Origin of the sequence: Pseudomonas sp. SCA2728.1_7 (genome assembly GCF_018138145.1) — a bacterium.
In the GTDB taxonomy this organism is placed as follows: Bacteria; Pseudomonadota; Gammaproteobacteria; order Pseudomonadales; family Pseudomonadaceae; genus Aquipseudomonas; species Aquipseudomonas koreensis_A.
The window spans coordinates 17,269-34,041 of sequence record NZ_CP073104.1 but is presented as its reverse complement, the minus strand read 5'-3'; the positions used below and the strand labels follow the sequence as shown (position 1 = coordinate 34,041).

The 16,773-nt window shown below is 59.6% G+C and carries 19 protein-coding genes; 12 read left to right on the top strand and 7 right to left on the bottom strand.

Annotated elements, in window-relative coordinates; all coding sequences use genetic code 11:
* The first annotated feature begins 211 nt into the window (after positions 1-211).
* Positions 212-1,042 (top strand): alpha/beta hydrolase, encoded by an 831-nt coding sequence (locus KBP52_RS00170; RefSeq protein ID WP_105709196.1) that lies wholly within the window; start codon positions 212-214, stop codon positions 1,040-1,042.
* Between the two features lie 144 nt (positions 1,043-1,186).
* On the opposite strand, the gene KBP52_RS00165 is transcribed toward KBP52_RS00170, so the two are convergent.
* From KBP52_RS00165 to KBP52_RS00155, 3 genes are read right to left on the bottom strand one after another with little or no spacing between them, the layout of a single operon-like run.
* On the bottom strand, positions 1,187-1,579 hold the full coding sequence (locus tag KBP52_RS00165) for a GFA family protein (RefSeq protein WP_212621681.1): 393 nt from the start codon (positions 1,577-1,579) through the stop codon (positions 1,187-1,189).
* Between the two features lie 27 nt (positions 1,580-1,606).
* Positions 1,607-2,026 (bottom strand): type II toxin-antitoxin system YafO family toxin, encoded by a 420-nt coding sequence (locus KBP52_RS00160; protein WP_212621680.1) that lies wholly within the window; start codon positions 2,024-2,026, stop codon positions 1,607-1,609.
* A 6-nt stretch (positions 2,027-2,032) separates the two neighbouring features.
* Positions 2,033-2,179, bottom strand: a complete 147-nt coding sequence (locus tag KBP52_RS00155; RefSeq protein ID WP_163004822.1) for a hypothetical protein — start codon at positions 2,177-2,179, stop codon at positions 2,033-2,035.
* Between the two features lie 561 nt (positions 2,180-2,740).
* On the opposite strand from KBP52_RS00155, the gene KBP52_RS00150 reads away from it, so the two are divergent.
* The 10 genes from KBP52_RS00150 (at position 2,741) to KBP52_RS00105 (ending at position 11,672) form a co-directional block, all read left to right on the top strand.
* On the top strand, positions 2,741-3,106 hold the full coding sequence (locus KBP52_RS00150) for a hypothetical protein (RefSeq protein ID WP_212621679.1): 366 nt from the start codon (positions 2,741-2,743) through the stop codon (positions 3,104-3,106).
* A gap of 228 nt (positions 3,107-3,334) precedes the next feature.
* Positions 3,335-4,003, top strand: a complete 669-nt coding sequence (locus KBP52_RS00145) for a class I SAM-dependent methyltransferase (protein WP_212621678.1) — start codon at positions 3,335-3,337, stop codon at positions 4,001-4,003.
* 329 nt (positions 4,004-4,332) lie between these two features.
* The gene (locus tag KBP52_RS00140) at positions 4,333-4,857 is read left to right on the top strand and encodes a sigma-70 family RNA polymerase sigma factor (RefSeq protein WP_116029612.1); all 525 of its coding nucleotides are present in this window, start codon (positions 4,333-4,335) and stop codon (positions 4,855-4,857) included.
* Between the two features lie 4 nt (positions 4,858-4,861).
* Positions 4,862-5,827 carry a FecR domain-containing protein gene (locus KBP52_RS00135; RefSeq protein ID WP_212621677.1) on the top strand — a complete coding sequence of 322 codons (966 nt, stop codon included), beginning with the start codon at positions 4,862-4,864 and terminating at the stop codon, positions 5,825-5,827.
* 88 nt (positions 5,828-5,915) lie between these two features.
* Positions 5,916-8,336 carry a TonB-dependent siderophore receptor gene (locus KBP52_RS00130; RefSeq protein ID WP_212621676.1) on the top strand — a complete coding sequence of 807 codons (2,421 nt, stop codon included), beginning with the start codon at positions 5,916-5,918 and terminating at the stop codon, positions 8,334-8,336.
* 94 nt (positions 8,337-8,430) lie between these two features.
* Positions 8,431-8,934: a VOC family protein gene (locus tag KBP52_RS00125; RefSeq protein WP_116029609.1), complete on the top strand. Its 504-nt coding sequence runs from the start codon at positions 8,431-8,433 to the stop codon at positions 8,932-8,934.
* 35 nt (positions 8,935-8,969) lie between these two features.
* Positions 8,970-9,803, top strand: a complete 834-nt coding sequence (locus KBP52_RS00120) for an AraC family transcriptional regulator (protein WP_212621675.1) — start codon at positions 8,970-8,972, stop codon at positions 9,801-9,803.
* 191 nt (positions 9,804-9,994) lie between these two features.
* On the top strand, positions 9,995-10,297 hold the full coding sequence (locus tag KBP52_RS00115) for a metalloregulator ArsR/SmtB family transcription factor (protein WP_077572353.1): 303 nt from the start codon (positions 9,995-9,997) through the stop codon (positions 10,295-10,297).
* A 61-nt stretch (positions 10,298-10,358) separates the two neighbouring features.
* Positions 10,359-11,342 carry a zinc-dependent alcohol dehydrogenase family protein gene (locus KBP52_RS00110; protein ID WP_212621674.1) on the top strand — a complete coding sequence of 328 codons (984 nt, stop codon included), beginning with the start codon at positions 10,359-10,361 and terminating at the stop codon, positions 11,340-11,342.
* Between the two features lie 21 nt (positions 11,343-11,363).
* On the top strand, positions 11,364-11,672 hold the full coding sequence (locus KBP52_RS00105; RefSeq protein ID WP_212621673.1) for an antibiotic biosynthesis monooxygenase: 309 nt from the start codon (positions 11,364-11,366) through the stop codon (positions 11,670-11,672).
* Between the two features lie 137 nt (positions 11,673-11,809).
* Here KBP52_RS00105 and KBP52_RS00100 read toward each other — a convergent pair whose 3' ends face one another.
* The 3 genes from KBP52_RS00100 to KBP52_RS00090 all read right to left on the bottom strand — a co-directional run bounded on the left by KBP52_RS00100 (position 11,810) and on the right by KBP52_RS00090 (position 15,443).
* Positions 11,810-12,397, bottom strand: a complete 588-nt coding sequence (locus tag KBP52_RS00100; RefSeq protein ID WP_077572347.1) for a LysE family translocator — start codon at positions 12,395-12,397, stop codon at positions 11,810-11,812.
* 197 nt (positions 12,398-12,594) lie between these two features.
* Entirely contained in the window at positions 12,595-14,832 is a 2,238-nt protein-coding gene (locus KBP52_RS00095; RefSeq protein ID WP_212621672.1) for an ATP-binding protein, read from the bottom strand.
* Positions 14,829-15,443 (bottom strand): biliverdin-producing heme oxygenase, encoded by a 615-nt coding sequence (locus tag KBP52_RS00090; RefSeq protein WP_123594307.1) that lies wholly within the window; start codon positions 15,441-15,443, stop codon positions 14,829-14,831. Before KBP52_RS00090 ends, KBP52_RS00095 begins: the two co-directional genes overlap by 4 nt.
* Before the next feature lie 276 nt (positions 15,444-15,719).
* Here KBP52_RS00090 and KBP52_RS00085 point away from each other — a divergent pair, with 276 nt between their 5' ends.
* Positions 15,720-16,340, top strand: coding sequence for a LysE family translocator (locus tag KBP52_RS00085; RefSeq protein ID WP_123594306.1), 621 nt, complete (start codon positions 15,720-15,722; stop codon positions 16,338-16,340).
* Here the strand turns inward: KBP52_RS00085 and KBP52_RS00080 are convergent.
* On the bottom strand, positions 16,337-16,750 hold the full coding sequence (locus KBP52_RS00080) for a VOC family protein (RefSeq protein ID WP_212621671.1): 414 nt from the start codon (positions 16,748-16,750) through the stop codon (positions 16,337-16,339). The two genes, KBP52_RS00085 and KBP52_RS00080, sit on opposite strands and share 4 nt — an antisense overlap.
* Positions 16,751-16,773 lie beyond the last annotated feature (23 nt).

The following is a 16,773-nucleotide window of genomic DNA, read 5'->3' as shown; positions in this document are numbered from 1 at the left end:
TGCCTACGCACGCCTCGGCTTATCCCTTTCAGCAAAGCCTAATTTGCGCACGAAGCCAGACGTTGCGACCACCGGTCATGCAGATGTCGACATTAATCCTACAGTTGATAACGGCTCGCACTGAGCCATCGCAGTGGAAAACTCGTCATGAGCGAAACCGGTCCGCGCTGACCGCGCGGGTTATCCATCAGATTGGTCTGGAGTTGCGAACATGGGATTTGTCACCACGAAAGACGGCGTCGAGATTTTCTACAAGGACTGGGGTCCGAAAGACGCGCCGGTGATCCACTTCCACCACGGCTGGCCGCTCAGTTCCGACGATTGGGATGCGCAGATGCTGTTTTTCCTCGGCAAAGGCTTCCGGGTGGTTGCCCATGATCGCCGTGGGCATGGGCGTTCGAGTCAGGTCTGGGATGGCCACGATATGGATCATTACGCCGACGATACGCTGGCGGTGGTCAATCATCTGGGTCTGAAGAACGTCGTGCATGTTGGCCATTCGACCGGTGGCGGTGAGGTGATCCATTACATCGCCCGGCATGGTCAGGCCAACGTCGCCAAAGGTGTGCTGATCAGTGCGGTACCACCGTTGATGGTGCAGACCGAGAGCAATCCGGGTGGCTTGCCGAAGTCGGTGTTCGATGACTTTCAGGCGCAACTGGCGGCGAATCGCGCGCAGTTTTATCGCGACATTCCGACCGGGCCTTTTTATGGCTACAACCGGCCGGGCGCCACGCCATCGGAAGGGATTATTGCCAACTGGTGGCGGCAAGGGATGATTGGCGGGGCGAAGGCGCATTACGACGGGATCGTCGCGTTTTCGCAGACCGATTTCACCGAGGACTTGAAGAAGGTCACGGTGCCGGTGCTGGTGATGCATGGCGAGGATGATCAGATTGTGCCGTATGCGAACTCGGGGCCTTTGTCGGCGAAGTTGCTGCCCAATGGCACGCTGAAGTCGTATCCGGGGTTCCCGCACGGGATGCCGACGACGGAGGCCGAAACGATTAACGCGGATCTGCTGGCGTTTATTCGCGGCTGAGATCATTGGCAGCCATACACTTCCCCCCTGTGGGAGCGAGCCTGCTCGCGAAAGCAATCTGTCAGTTGAACTTGAGCTGAGTGACCCACCGCTTTCGCGAGCAGGCTCGCTCCCACAAGGGGGATGTGATGGGGCTCACGTCCATTATTCTTCTGTGCGACTTGTACTCTCGCGATCACGCTCGTAGTGGTGGGCCAGTGGAAGCGCCGGTAGCCACGACTCGCGGCGGATGGTCCAGAGTTCGTAGGTGGGTTTGAACTGATTAGGCTCATCGAGCGATCCGACGTTGACCTCTACTTCATCTGCCGAACGCGTGAACACCGGAGAGCTGCAGCGCGGGCAGAAAAAGCGCCCGTTGTAGTCGCGGGTTTCGCCGGTGACCTTCAACGCATCCTCGGGAAATATGGCCGAGGTGCCGAACAGCGCGCCATGGCGTTTGCGGCAGTCGAGGCAGTGGCAGATGCCGACGCGGTAAGGCTGCCCTGTCACTTCGAAACGGACATCGCCGCACAGGCAACCGCCAGTCAATCGATTCATGTCACACCTCCTCTGCTCGACTGCAAATTACAGATCGTCCAAATCGGGAAAGGCAATCCTGCCCAGCGTCCAAGGCTCAACAATCTGGCAATGCACATTGCGCAGAAATGAGCTCCACTCGCTTCGGTTATGGGCATCCGGGCCGGTGACCGTCAGTAACAGATATTCATCCCGAAACGCGTCATAGGCATAGATCAGCCAAAAGTCATTATCAGCGTCGTCAACCAATACAGTGCGGTAATACTGACGATTTATTTTTGCCCATCGAGCTTGCAGTGACGAAGTACTGGCAAGGTGGATATGGTGCATATCGGTCAGATCGAGTCGTTCGTCACGCCCGAAAATCCCGGGTAATTCACCGCACACCTTGTAGTTATAAAAATGTGCAGCGAAGTTTTGCCAGTTAGTGATTTTTTCAAAAAGCGCAGAAATCTTGATGGCTGGCATTCAGGCCTACTTTGTAATAGGTAACCTGCCAGTGATCACAAATTTATCGAACACTTTCTGCCCATCACGCGCGGCTTGCCGAACATCAAGGAATGTCAGCTCATCACGAACTTCCTTTTTGTTAGGTTTGTCGGTCTTTCTGGTGGTGGCCATCGGAGCCTCCGAAGGTTGTGTATTCATGCTGACCAGCTTAAGTGATTAAGTTTTGACCGGCAAACGATAGGATCTTGTTTCAAGGCAGACAAGTCGGCGGATTCTTGCAGATCTGTAGGTCATTACACCCAAAATTGTAGTCCGTAAAACTCCTGAATTTAGATCTCATTGCTCGGTAATGCCCATTGGTAAACGTCATCCGGTTATCGCGTTTAAAGCACACAAACCGTTACGCCATCCTCCCTACAACACCTTGCGTCGTTACCTACGCGTACGCCAGAATCCGCCGGCTTACACGGCTATGGGCCGGGCTATATCGTTTGCCTGTCACTGCAGAACAGTGATCGGGTTTGGTAGCCCGCTTTAAATTGTCGTTGTTGCGACACCGTCGATGCTGTCTCCTTTTTTTGAGGTATGGCTTTGTATGGTGGGCATGCGTGGGGCTCATCCGTGAGCGCCGGGTTACCCAATTTGACCGGTCTACCAACCCGCGCATGGCCGCCACCCGCCGTTTGGTAGCGAGGGTGATGGCTCCCATTTTTTCAAATTGGAGCTTTATCTATGTTCAAGATCACGCCAAATCCACCGCCCACCGATCCAATCCCTCACGATCCCGCGCTTAACCCGCAAAAGGTCAAAGAAGCCACCGACCGCGCCCTCGACTACTACCTGCGACCCGAAGCCCTGGGCGCTCCACCAGGCTCGCCCCCGTTTCGCCCGGTCTATCTGGTCGACCCCACACTGGATGAAGAAACCCTGTTGGTCGAAGCTTGCGAATCACTTTCATACGCCCACTCCATGGCCGGTAACATCGCCAACTCAATAGGCGGCCCGGAGCGCAAACCGCTGCTGGCGCTGCAACAGGTGATCATGCTGAACGAGCTGTTGGTCAATCGACTGCTGGACAAGCTGCGCGTACCGCAATAATCACCAGACCGAATGAGTGAGGGGTTACCTGCCCCTCACTTTCGCTTCGCCCCTCCGTCGCTTGATGAGCAAAACCCATCAAGCCATCGTGCTGATCCGCACAGTCACCTTCTTTACTATCCAAATCGCCGTGAGCATTCGTCACTGTTTAGGGTTGCGATTGGTGCGCGTAAGGCTCGCCTGGCGATCAACGTCCATACTGTGGTTTTCGATACAGTGGACACCGTCATGCCCTCCCCCGAATCCAGCCTTTTGCAGAGCTGGCACGACAACGCTGAGGCCTGGATCGAAGTGATCCGCAGCGGCGCCATCGAAAGCCGTCAGCAGGTTACCGATCAGGCAATTCTGCTGGCGATCATGAGCCGGCAGCCGCAGCGTGTGCTGGATCTGGGTTGCGGCGAAGGCTGGTTGTTGCGGGCGCTGGCGGATCGCGGGATTGATGCGGTCGGTGTGGATGGCGATGCGCGGCTTATTGAAGCGGCGCGTCTGGCGGGGACGGCGCAGGTGCATGTCGCTTCTTATGAAATCCTGGTCGATGGCAAGATCGACATCGGTCGCGACTATGACCTGATTTGCGCCAATTTTTCATTGCTGCATCAGGACATCATCCCGTTGCTTTGCGCGATGAATGCGCTGCTGGGCGCCGGTGGGTGTTTGGTCATTCAGACCTTGCATCCATGGGCTGTGGCGGCTAGGGATTACCAGGATGGCTGGCGCGAAGAAACCTTCGCCGGGTTCAAGGGCCAGTGGCAGCCGATGCCCTGGTATTTCCGCACACTGTCGAGCTGGCTTAATGCGCTGGACATGGCCGGGTTCCAACTGGCCAGCCTGCAAGAGCCACAACACCCGCAAAGCCGAGTACCACAGTCATTGCTGATGATGGCTGAGCGCCGCTGAGCTTGCAGAATTTCCACCATCCATTGTAGGAGTGAGCCTGCTCGCGATAGCGGTATGTCAGGCAATACAGATTCCGACTGTGCCGACGTCTTCGCGAGCAAGCTCGCTCCCACAGGGTTTTGCGTTGACCACATATCCAGGGAACGCTCGCTCCCACACGAATCAAGCAAGGTGGCGGATCACTGGTCATTACGACTACGCCAAGCCAGAAACCAAAAACCCTCCACCTAAAAGCAAACCAATATCATTTGCGCACTCCCCGTCCTTTTGCTTTAATCGCGACCCATTCCTATTTAGACCGGTAACGGTCGCCCTGGACGCTTGCGCTGATGACCGTCGCCGATGCCTCGCTCGTGCAAAATCTCTACCTCAGCCACCATCGCTGGCTGCACGAGCTATTGCGTCGACGCCTGAGCAATGCGATGGATGCCGCCGACCTCGCCCACGACACCTTCGTGCGCGTGCTCAAGCGCCCGCAAGCCTTCAATGGCGAAGTCCATGAGCGCTCCCATCTGGCGACCATCGCCCGGGGATTGTGCGTCGATCACTGGCGCCGTCGGCAACTCGAGCAGACCTGGCTCGACACCCTCGCCAGCCGCCCGCCAGCCTTGCAGCCCTCCCCCGAGCAACAGGCAATCATCGTCGAAACCCTGCACGAAGTGGACGCCATGCTCCAGCGCCTGCCGCAACGGGTCAGCGCGGCATTCATCCTCGCCCAACTGCACGGCATGCCGTACAAACTGATCGCCGCACAGATCGGCGTCAGCGAGCGGATGATCAAGAAGTATCTGGCGCAGGCGATGATGCATTGCGCGATCCTCGAAGCTGAACTCGACGGGTTGCTGATTGAGTAATCCGGTGAATACGCTCAGCCACGCCAGCCTTGAGCAGGCGGCCAACTGGTACGTGCAATTGCATCACGAGCAGGTTGCCGAGCCTGAGCGTCTGCGTTGGCAGGCGTGGCTGGCGCAAAGTCCCGAGCATCAGGCGGCGTGGCGCTATGTCGAACGGGTTGGCCAGCGGTTTGCGCCATTGCAGAGCGAAAGCGAAGCCGTCAGCCACACCCTGCGCAACAGCGCGCGCACTTCGATCAGCCGCCGTCAGTCGCTTAAAGGCTTGCTGATCCTCGCGGCCACCGGGCTGGCGGGCTGGGCGGTCGGGCGCAACACACCGCTGCTGGACTCGGTTGATCGCTTGAACGCCGATCTCTCCACCGGCACCGGGGAAAGCCGCGAAGCCACGCTAAGCGACGGCAGTCGAATCTGGCTCAACGCCTTGAGCGCGTTGAATGTGCGTTTCGATGCCCGCCAGCGTTTGCTGCAACTGCGCGCCGGCGAAGTGCTGATCGACACCGCGAAAGACCTTGGTCGCGCCTTTTGGGTCGAGACCGAGCAGGGCCGGATGCGTGCGCTGGGTACGCGTTTCAGCGTGCGTCAGACGGATCGCAACACGCTGCTGAATGTCTACGAGGGCGCGGTTGAAGCCACTAACCACCAAGGCGCAAGCCAAGTGGTGCAGGCTGGTCAGCAACTGGTGTTCAGCGCAGGCCGCTTGAACACCCGGACCGTGGCGGATCCATCCCGCGAAGCTTGGCGGCGCGGCGTGTTGCTGGCCGATAACTTGCCGCTGGGCGAGCTGATCGAAGAACTCAGTCGCTATCGCCCGGGGCATCTGCATTGTGATCCGACGGTGGCGAACTTGCCGGTGATGGGTTCGTTCCCGCTCAAGGACACCGATCAGGCCTTGCGTCTGCTGGAAGCTGCACTGCCGATCCGCATCAGTAAAACCTTCAACTGGTGGGTCAGCGTCGGACCCACAGCCTGAGGATTTCTCCCATCACGGTTCCCTTTTTGCGGGTTCATTCGGTTAACCCTCAGCAGCCCTCATTTCGTTGATTGCCCCCGGAAATTCCATGTTGCGCGCCACCCTCGCCCGCTGTCGTTTTGCTCTGGCCATGGCATCTGCCGTGCCGGGGTTGTGCGTGTCGATGGCGCTGGCAGATGTGCAGAAGCAGCATTACGCAGTGGCGCCCGGCTCTTTGGTCACAGTGCTCAACCATTTCGCCGAGCAGAGCGGCGTGTTTATCGCCGGGCACAATGATCTGGCGGCAGACAAACGCAGCGCCGGTCTGAGCGGTGATTACACCCCGCAACAGGCCTTGCAAATCCTCCTCAAGGGCAGCGGCCTGCAAGCGCAGCGCCTGAGCGGCGGCGGTTATGTCCTGCGCAGCACAGCCACTGCGGATCCGCTGCAACTGGACGCCACCACCATCAGCGGCAAAACCCTCGGCGCCATCACCGAAGACACTCACGCCTACACCACCGGCCTCAGCGCCTCCGCCACCGGCCTGCCGCTGTCCCTGCGCGAGACCCCGCAATCGGTCACGGTGATCACCCGTCAGCAACTCGACGATCAGGGCGCCAACGGTATCGCCGACGTGTTGCGCCGCGCGCCGGGCATCAGCGTGCAGAACTACGACAGCGAGCGTTGGGAATTTTCCAGCCGTGGTGCACCGATCACCAATTTCCAGTACGACGGCGTCAACACCGATTACGACGGCGTCTACGATTACGGCACCACCAGCACCGATATGGCGATCTTCGACCGCGTCGAAATCATCAAGGGTGCCACGGGCCTGATGACCGGCTCGGGCGACCCGTCGGCCACGGTCAACCTGATCCGCAAACGGCCGACGCCCACCGTCAAAGCCGCACTCAGCGCCAGCGTCGGTTCGTGGGACAACTATCGCAGCGAATTCGACATCGCAGGGCCGCTGAACGACAACCTGCGCGCACGCTTCGTCGGCGTCCATCAGGAACGCAGCGCTTACGCCGATCACTACCAGAACAGCAAGGACATCGCCTACGCCATCGTCGAAGCCGACCTGACCCCGGACACTCTGCTGACGCTGGGTTTCGACCAACAGAACACCCGCTCACGCGGTGCCACCTGGACCGGTTTTCCGATGTTCTACAGCGACGGTTCACGGACGAATTTCTCGCGCTCGTTCAACCCCGCCACCGATTGGAGCCGCCGCGATTTCATCAACCAGACGCTGTTCGCCGCCCTCACCCGGCAACTGCAGAATGACTGGGTTTTGAAGCTCAGCTACGACCGCAAACACCGCGAGCACGACACCCTGCTCGGCTCCGCCAGCGGCGGCAATCCGGACCCGCTGAGCGGCGATGGCATGTTTCTGTACATGGGTAAATTCAAGGGCGACGAGGTGCAAGACAATGTCGATCTCAACCTCGGCGGGCCGTTCAGCCTGTTCGGTCGCGAGCATCAATTACTTGTCGGTTTCATGGCGATGAACACCCGTCAAAACAACCCGGTCTACGGCTCGGTGTACCCGCCGCTCAACGGTAGTATTTTCGACTGGCATGGCGAGTACGCCAAACCCGATATCCCGCAGATCGGCACGGACGCCATCCGCCAGCGTCAGACCGGCGCTTACGTCTCGACGCGCTTCATGGCCAGCGACAATCTGGCGCTGATCCTCGGCGTACGGGTCAGCGATTTCAGCGCCAGCGATCATCTCGATTACAGCGACCCGAATACGGCCAATGTCCGCGACGGCTACCGCCAGACCGGGGTGGTCACACCTTATGCGGGTGCGGTCTACGACCTCGATGACATGTACTCGCTCTACACCAGCTACACGCGCATTTATCAACCGCAACTGAGCAAGGACGCCACGGGCCAGATACTCGACCCGGTGCAAGGCGACAGCTACGAAGCGGGGATCAAAGCCGAGTACTTCGACGGACGGCTCAACGCCAGTTTCGCCGTGTTCCGCATCGAGCAGGACAACGTCGCCGAACAGGTCAGCGGCTTCGACAATCAGGCGGTGTACCGCGCCGTGCAAGGCGCGACGACCAAGGGTTTCGAGTTCGAACTGGCCGGTGAAATCGCCGACGGCTGGAATCTCTCCGCCGGCTACGCCTACAACCACACCCGCGATGCCAAAGGTGATCCGGTGTACGCCTCGATTCTACAAACCACCGCGCCCGAGCAATTGGTGCGGGTATTCAGCAGCTATCGCCTCCCCGGCGTCTGGCAAAACCTGACGCTGGGCGGCGGTGTCAGTTGGCAGAGCGAATTCTTCGGCGACGTATTCCAGCCCGGCGCCAACCAGAACGTGCGCATCACGCAGGACAGTTACTACCTGGTCGATGCGATGGCCCGCTATCGCTTCAACGAGCACCTGAGCACTTCGCTCAACATCAAGAACCTCTTCGACAAGAGCTACTACACGGGCCTTGGCAACTTCGGCACCGGTTTCTACGGCGAACCGCGCAACCTGCAACTGACGGCGCGCTGGGATTTCTGACACACGGCAACTTGTCGATCTACGGCACCGGCAATCGACCAAGGACTGACTACGCTGTTAATCCAGCGTGTCTAACCTGCCGAGGATGACTGCCATGCAACGCTTTCAGAAACTCACGCCCTGCCTGTGGTTCGACGATCAGGCCGAAGCGGCCGCGAAGTTTTACTGCTCGATCTTCGATCACTCGAAAGTCACCGGCCTGACCCACTACAGCAAGGTCGGCCAGGAATTTCACGGCAAGCCGGAAGGTGCGGTGATGACCGTCAGTTTCGAACTCGACGGCCAGACCTTCACCGGGCTCAACGGTGGGCCGATGTTCAAATTCAGCGAGGCGATCTCGTTTCAGGTCAACTGCCAGAATCAGGAAGAAGTCGACCATTTCTGGGGCAATCTGTCCGAGGGTGGCCCTGTCGAAGCCCAGCAATGCGGCTGGCTCAAGGACAAGTTTGGCGTTTCGTGGCAGATCGTCCCGGTGGCGTTCATGCAGATGATGCTGGATGCCGACACCAGCAAATCGCAGCGCGCCATGCAGGCCATGTTCACGATGAAAAAACTCGACATTGCCGAACTCGAACGGGCCTTTGCCGGCCAGAGCTAATACACTGGCGCACTGGCCTGCCGGGAATAACAACGATGAAACACGCTGCCGCCAAAAACCCTGAAAAAGCCCCGCGCTTCTGGCGTGACGCGGCGCTGCCATTCATTGAAGCGCGGGCTATCGCCGATGGCCGCGAGGTCTGCTATGCGCGGCATTCCCACGCGCATTTCTCCATCGGTGCGATCACCGCCGGGCGCAGCAGCTATGTGCATGAGCAGACGCAGTTCGAGGTCGCGGCGGGCACGGTGGTGCTGATGAATCCCGGCGATGTGCATGCGTGCAATCCGATCGATGACCAGCCTTGGTCGTACGTGATGCTCTACGTCGAGACGCCCTGGCTGACGGATTTGCAGCATCAGTTGGGCTTCGCCAGTGATCTTGAGTTTCGGCGTTTTTCCACCACTCACCTTGATGACACTGAGCTGTTCAACGAACTGAACGGGCTGTATCAAACGTTAATCGACCCGCAACAGGATGTGCTGCGCAAGCAAAGCGCGGCGGTGGAGTTTTTCAGCGACCTGCAACTGCGCCTCAACCCTGCCGGACCGTCGTTGCGCGAGCCGAATTTCAAACTGGAACGCGCGGCTGACTTCATCCGCGAGCACTGCACCGAAGTGCTGAACCTCGACGACATCTGCGCCGCGGCACAGCTGTCACCGTCCTACCTGATCCGCGCTTTCAAACAGCATTACGGCATGACGCCCCACGCGTTTCTGGTCAACCAGCGCATCCAGTTCGCCCGCGAGCGTTTGCGCAGCGGCCAGTTGATTGCGGATGTGGCGCTTGAGGCCGGGTTTGCCGATCAGGCGCATTTTCAGCGAGCGTTCAAGCAACATCTGGCGGCGACACCCGGCCAATATCGCGGCTGACACGTCATCTGAAACTCAACACCTCCCCTGTGGGAGCGAGCCTGCTCGCGAATGCGTTGGTTCAGTTAACTCATTCATCGACTGATACACCGCTTTCGCGAGCAGGCTCGCTCCCACAGGGTCAGAGTGATTGCCTGATCGGTTTCACATTCAGATATTGACATATCGGTAAATTCCGATATCTTCGCGGCATGGAACTACTCGAAATCTTCAAAGCCCTCTCGAACCGTACACGCCTGGAAATCCTCAAAGGCTTGAAGGATCCCGAAAAACACTTTCCTCCCCAGGATGAGGGTGACGTGCACACCGTAGGCGTTTGCGTCAGCAGTATTCAGGAAGGCGTCGGGCTGTCGCAGTCGACGGTGTCCGATTATCTGGCGACGCTGCAACGCGCCGGCCTGGTCGAAGTCAGGCGCATCGGCCAATGGACCTATTACAAACGCAACGAAGCAGCGATCAGCGCACTGGCCGAGATCATCGGCAGCGAGCTGTAATTTTTTACCGCATGATATCGATAATTCCCGATATCCCTTTTTACCGAAACGAGGCAATGCAATGAAAGCGATGATCCTTACATCATTCGGCGGCGCGCAATCGTTCGAACTGTGCGACGTGCCCAAACCAAGGCCACAAGCCGGCGAAGTGCTGGTGCGGGTGCACGCCACTTCCATTAACCCGCTGGATTATCAGGTGCGCCGCGGCGATTACGCTGACCTGGTGCCCCTCCCCGCCATTACCGGCCACGACGTTTCTGGCGTTGTCGAAGCCGTCGGACCGGGGGTGACGGCTTTCGCGCCGGGTGACGAGGTCTGGTACACCCCGCAGATTTTCGGCGGGCCGGGCAGTTACGCCGAGTACCACGTCGCGGCGGAAAATATTATCGCCAGGAAGCCGCCCGCACTGAGCCATCTTGAAGCGGCGAGCCTGAGCCTGGTCGGCGGCACGGCGTGGGAAGCGCTGGTCGTGCGGGCGGCGCTCAGAGTCGGTGAAAGCATTCTGATCCACGGCGGCGCGGGTGGCGTCGGTCATATCGCAATCCAGCTGGCCAAAGCCATCGGCGCGAAGGTCTTCACCACCGTGCGTGAAGGCAATTTCGAGTTCGTCAGGCAGATGGGCGCCGATGTGCTGATCGACTACGAAAAGGAAGATTACGTCGACGCGATCCTGCGCGAGACCGAGGGCCGCGGCGTCGATGTGGTGTTCGATACCATCGGCGGCAACACCTTGGCGCGCAGTCCCGATGCCCTCGCACAGCTTGGCCGCGTGGTGTCGATCGTCGACCTTGCCCAGCCACAGAACCTGATTCAGGCCTGGGGCAAGAACGCCAGCTACCACTTCGTTTTCACCCGACAGAACCGCGGCAAACTCGATGAGTTGAGCGCATTGATCGCGAACGGTCAGTTGCGTCCGCACGTTGGCGCGGTCTATTCGCTGGCTGACATCGGCCTGGCCCATGCCCGGCTGGAGACGCCCAACAACGGCGTCCAAGGGAAGATCGCGATTGCTGTCGTGCCGTCGTCCGAACTCGCCAATCGCTGAACTCAGTGCAAGGAGAACACCATGATTTATGAGATCGCTTTACTGCCCGTTCACAAAGAACAAACTGCGGCGTTTCGGCGTGCGTTTGCCGAGGTCGAGCCGTTGCTCAAACGCGCCAAGGGTTACGGCGGACATCTGCTCGCACAAGGCATCGAAACGCCCGAGGTGTTCAATCTGATCGTGCGCTGGCAATCCCTTGAGGATCACACGCCGGGGTTTGAAGCGAGTGAGGACCACCGGCTGTTCATGCTGGGTCTGGAGGAGTATTTTTCGGACGAGCCGAAGGTTTATCACATTGAGGGAGGCGCTTTTCAGCAGCCGTTCAACTAGCTCCGGAAAGTGACGAACAATCTCTCGGCTACCCGCGATCCATTGTAGGAGTGAGCCTGCTCGCGATAGCGGCGTATCAGTCGACATCTATATTGACTGATACGCCGCTATCGCGAGCAGGCTCACTCCTACAGGGTTTACGGTAACAGCAGGTATATCGCACTGACGGCCAACAATGCTGCCATCACCCGATTGAACCAACGCATCCCCGCCGCATTACTCAAATACCCACGCAAAAACGTCCCGGCATACGCCCAGCAGCCCACCGACAGATAACAGATCACCAGATACACCGCCGCAAACTGCCAGACCAGCCGCGCCTCGCCATCGGCGACAAACGCGCCCATCCCGGCCACACACGCCAGCCAGGCTTTCGGGTTGAGCCATTGCATCACCGCGCCATACAGCATCGACGGCGCCCGCCCGGAATCCCCGGCACTCAGTTGCCCGTCATCCATGGCCAATTTCCACGCCATGAACAACAGAAACGCCACGCCGGCCAGTTGCACCACGCGGGTCATGAATGGCCAGAGTTTCAGCACCTCGTGCAAACCCAGGCCCATCAACACCAACAGCAACACAAACCCTAACGTGGCCCCGGCGACATGCCGCTGACTGGCGCGAAAACCGAACTGCGCCCCGGAACTCAACGCGACAATGTTCACCGGCCCCGGCGTGATCGACGCCGCCAACGCAAACGCCGCCATCGAAACAATCAGACTCATCGCACACCTGCTTCAAATCGAGGAACAAGGTGCACACCCTAGCCAGCGCCCGTTCCCCGGTATTGAAGAAAATGCCCCTGACGACACAAATCCCCTGTGGGAGCGAGCCTGCTCGCGAAAGCGGTGGATCATTCAATGCTGCATTGACAGAACAATCCCATTCGCGAGCAGGCTCGCTCCCACATGAAAATCTGCGCTCAGTCCAGGCGTGGCACGGTGAAGCGGAATTCGCTGCCCTGCCCCGGCTCGCTCTCGGCGAAGATCCGCCCGCCGTGGGCTTCGACGATGCCTTGGGTGATGTACAAACCGAGGCCCGTACCGGTCGGGTTGCCTTCTTTCACCGTCCAGTAGCGGTCGAACACGTGCGGCAGATGCTCCTTGGGAATGCCTTCGCCGCTGTCACGCACGGTGAAGACAATGTCATCGCCTACCGACGTGGCATGCACGCCAACCCTGCCCAGACGCGGGGTGAATTTGATCGCGTTGCCGACCAGATTCGACAGCACCTGAAACAGCCGCTCCGGGTCGGCGTGAATGCGCAGGTCAGGATCGGCGTCGAAGGAAATGCTGATGTCCTTGTCCAGCGCCAGCGGCGCGAGCAGCGCCTGCGCTTCCTCGAACATCTGCCCGACGTCAAGTTTCTGCGGGGTGATGGAGTAGCGTCCGGCATCGATTTTCGAGGTATCGAGCAAGTCCTCCAGCAGCGTATTCATGCGTCCGGCAGCCTGTTGCATGGTGTCGATGGCCGTGGAAATGCGCCGCGAAGTGTGCGGGCCGTCCGAGCTGAAGGCCTTCTGCATCATGCCGCAAAGCATCGAAATCACCGTCATCGGGTTGCGCAGATCGTGCGACACCACCGCCACCAACTCATCGCGGGCGCGCACCGCTTCCTGCTCGCGGCGCACTTGCCGCGCCAGATCATTTTCCAGTGCCGAACGCCGTAGATCGTTGGCGGCGAACAGATCACCGTGGCTCCACTTGGTGGAGATCCCGGCCATCTCGACCTTCCAGATTTCAAACGAGGTGCGCGGGCGCAAACGCAGGCCGGCGTCGGAGTTTTCCAGGTCCAGCGGCTTGCGCGGATCGCCGCTCCAATTGATGTTTTCCTTGACCTCGGGGCGGAACCAGAACACACCGTTGTCCACCGGTTTCGGCAAGCTCATGGCGAGCACGCCGCTGGCCACCTGCTGATACTGCGCGGCCGGCGGGTAGACACTGGCCAGGTGATGACTGGCAAACACCGCTTCGCCGCTGTCCTGCAGCCACTTGTGCAACGCGCGGATTTCTTCCGGCTCCGGGCAATTGCCGTAGCGGTGCAGCTGCTTGTCTTCGATGATTGCAATACCGCCGGCATTGGTCAGCGCCATCAAGGTCTGCGGCTGGTTGGCCAGACCGTCGAAGACGTTCTGCGGCGAGTCGATCATCGCTTGATTGAGTAACGCCAAGGCCTCGACTTTCTCTTCACGCTGGCGGCTGATTTCCAGTGCTTCCATGGCGCTGATCTGTAGCGACAGTACCTGGCCGATGGTCTGGCACGCCGCGCGCAATTCGTGCGGCACGTGCAGTGGCTGGCGATTGCCGCAACTGATCAGGCCCCAGAGCTTGTCGCCCTTGAGCAGGGAAATGCTCATCGACGACAGCACGCCCATGTTCTTCATGTACTGACAATGGATCGGCGAAACGCTGCGCAGCGTGGCAAAACTCAGATCCAGCGGCGTGTCAGTGTCCGGGCGCAGCTTTGGCAGCAGCGGCACCGGTTGGTAGTCGGCATTGGGGATGATCCGCAGCCAGTTAGTGCGATACAGCTCGCGCGCCTGTTCGGGAATATCCGATGCCGGGAAAAACAGGCCATTGAACACTTCCATCGACGGGTCGGAGGCTTCGGCGATGACCTGACCGTGGCCCTCCTCCTCGAAACGATAGATCAGCACCCGATCGTAACCGGTCATGGCCTGGATTTCCTTGACGCTGATGTCGTACAGCGCCTGCAACGTGGTGGCCGCTTGCAGACGCTGGAGCATGCGCCCCAGATGCGTCTGGTTGCCGGCGACGTTGCGTGGCTGGAAGTTCTCGACGTGGATTTCCAGCTCCAGAATCAGCACGCCCTGATGCCGATGCAGCAGACCCTCGAACGCGGTGCCGTTGAGCTTGAAGCGCAGCGGCTGCAAGTCGGACAGCGACGGTTGCAGCAAGGCTTCGCGCACTTGCGCCGCTTCGGCATCGCCGATCAGGCTTTCCAGCGGCTGGCCGATCAGGCTTTGCGGCTCCCGGGCCAGCAGGGTTTCGACGTTGGCGCTGACCTGAATGATCGCCAGTTCAGGCTCGCTCAGGGTCAGCAGCAAACCATGGGGCTGGATCGCACCGGGGAAACGAATCGGCTCGTCGGCACAGTTGGCCAGCAGTTCTTCAAAGTCTTGTTTGTCTTGCGGGTTCATGCCAGTACCTCCCGGCTTTCGAGCCAGTGCTCGAAACAGCTGAATGTGGTTTGTGCTGCCGTGACGACAGCGGCGCGCTCGGCGGCGCTCATTCGCCGACTGCCGAGGTATTCGATGAAGTCGCGCCAGCGCCGGCCCGTGGCGGCGCCGTAGATATCGAGAAAGGCCGCGCCGTTATCGGCTTCCAGGCCTAATCGTGAAGAGATTTCCCGGCGCAGGATTTGCCCGCCGAGCGTCGCACCTTCGAGCACGTAGAGCACGCCCAGGCAGGCAGCGCTTGAGTCGATGATCGGCAATTGCTGGCAGCGCGGCAGGCTTTGCAACGCAGTGGCGGATACGCCAAGCGCCTGCAAATCGGTGAATAGTGTTTGTGCTTTAAGACGGGGCACCAGATCAAAATCGGCCGGGACTGCATTGCTCTGTTGCAGCGCGTTTTCCAGCGGTGAATAGAAGCCGTGATAGGCCTGCATCAACCGCACAAAAGCCTGGGTATCGAGGGTATCGGAGAAAAAAGGAAGGCGTTTTTCCAGCGCGATGTGCAGCTCGGCAGTGCCGGCCCGCAGATCTTGCAGCACCGGTGGCACATAAACTTCACGGGCCTTTGCTTGCATGTAGATCGCTCTTGATGGGGCCGCCTGGGGCCAAACGGGGGTGGGTACAACGTCGGCGAAATTTTACACGGCTATCGCCGTTTCTGACCGGATGGATAGTTTTTTCTGACGAAACCATCACCCTATGACTGATACAGAGTGAAGGCATCTGCAAAAAGTTCGACCGCGCTGCCCAACAGCGCCGGGCGCTGTACCGCGACAGCGCTGTGTGACTGTATGGGTCTGGGCGCCTGGGGGCTGTGATAAAAATATGGTTCTCGTTACTGGAGTGCCGTCATGGATCTCGCCACCCTCACCCTGTTTCTTCCGGCCTGTTTCGCCCTGAACATGGCCCCCGGGCCAAACAATCTGCTGTCGGTCAGCAACGCCACGCGTTATGGCTTTCGCCGCGCCTGCACGGCGGGTATCGGGCGGATTCTGGCGTTCGCCGGGATGATTGCGCTGGCCGGTGCGGGCCTGTCGGTGGTGCTGCAAACCTCGGAATGGCTGTTCCATGCGATCAAGATCATTGGCGCGGCGTATCTGCTGTATCTGGCCTGGCAGTTGTGGCGGGCCAATCCGGAGGCCGAGCAGCAGGTAACGGGCGCGACCGTTGGTTTCTTTGCGTTGGCGCGGCAGGAGTTTCTGGTGGCGGCGGGCAATCCGAAGGCGATCCTGTTGTTTACCGCGTTTCTGCCGCAGTTCGTCGACCCGACGCGCCCGGTGCCGGCGCAATTTGCCGTACTGGGCGTGCTGTTTCTGTTGCTGGAGTGGATCGCCATCAGCGCCTACGCGTGGATGGGCCTGCACATGCGCCGCTGGTTCGCCGAGCCGCGCGGCAAGCGGATATTCAATCGTTGCTGCGCGGGTTTGCTGTCGGCGGCGGCTTCGGTGTTGTTGATGGCCAAACGCGCTTAAGCATCCGACGGGCCTTTGAGTTCGACCTGATTGCCATCCGGGTCGAAGCAATACAGTGACAAGCCGTAGCCCTCGGCACCGAAGCGGCGGGCGGCTTTTTCGACGCTCAGTCCGTGTGATTGCAAGTGTGTAATGAGCGCCGCTTCATCAAACGGTTCGATGCGCAGGCAGAAATGATCGACGTTACGCCGCTCGGCCCCGGCCGCCCCGCCGCCCTTGCGACCGAGTTCGCCTTGCAGGTCGACAAGGTCGATCATCGAAGTGCCGGCGCGCAGGTGGATCAGGCCCAGCGGTTCGTTGCGTTTGACCACTTCGGCGCCGAAGACCTGGTTGTAGAAGTCGATGCTGCGTTGCAGATCGGCGACGCGCAGGACGATGTGATCAATGTGTTGGATGGAAAACGGATGCATCGGGCACACCTCAACGAACGGTA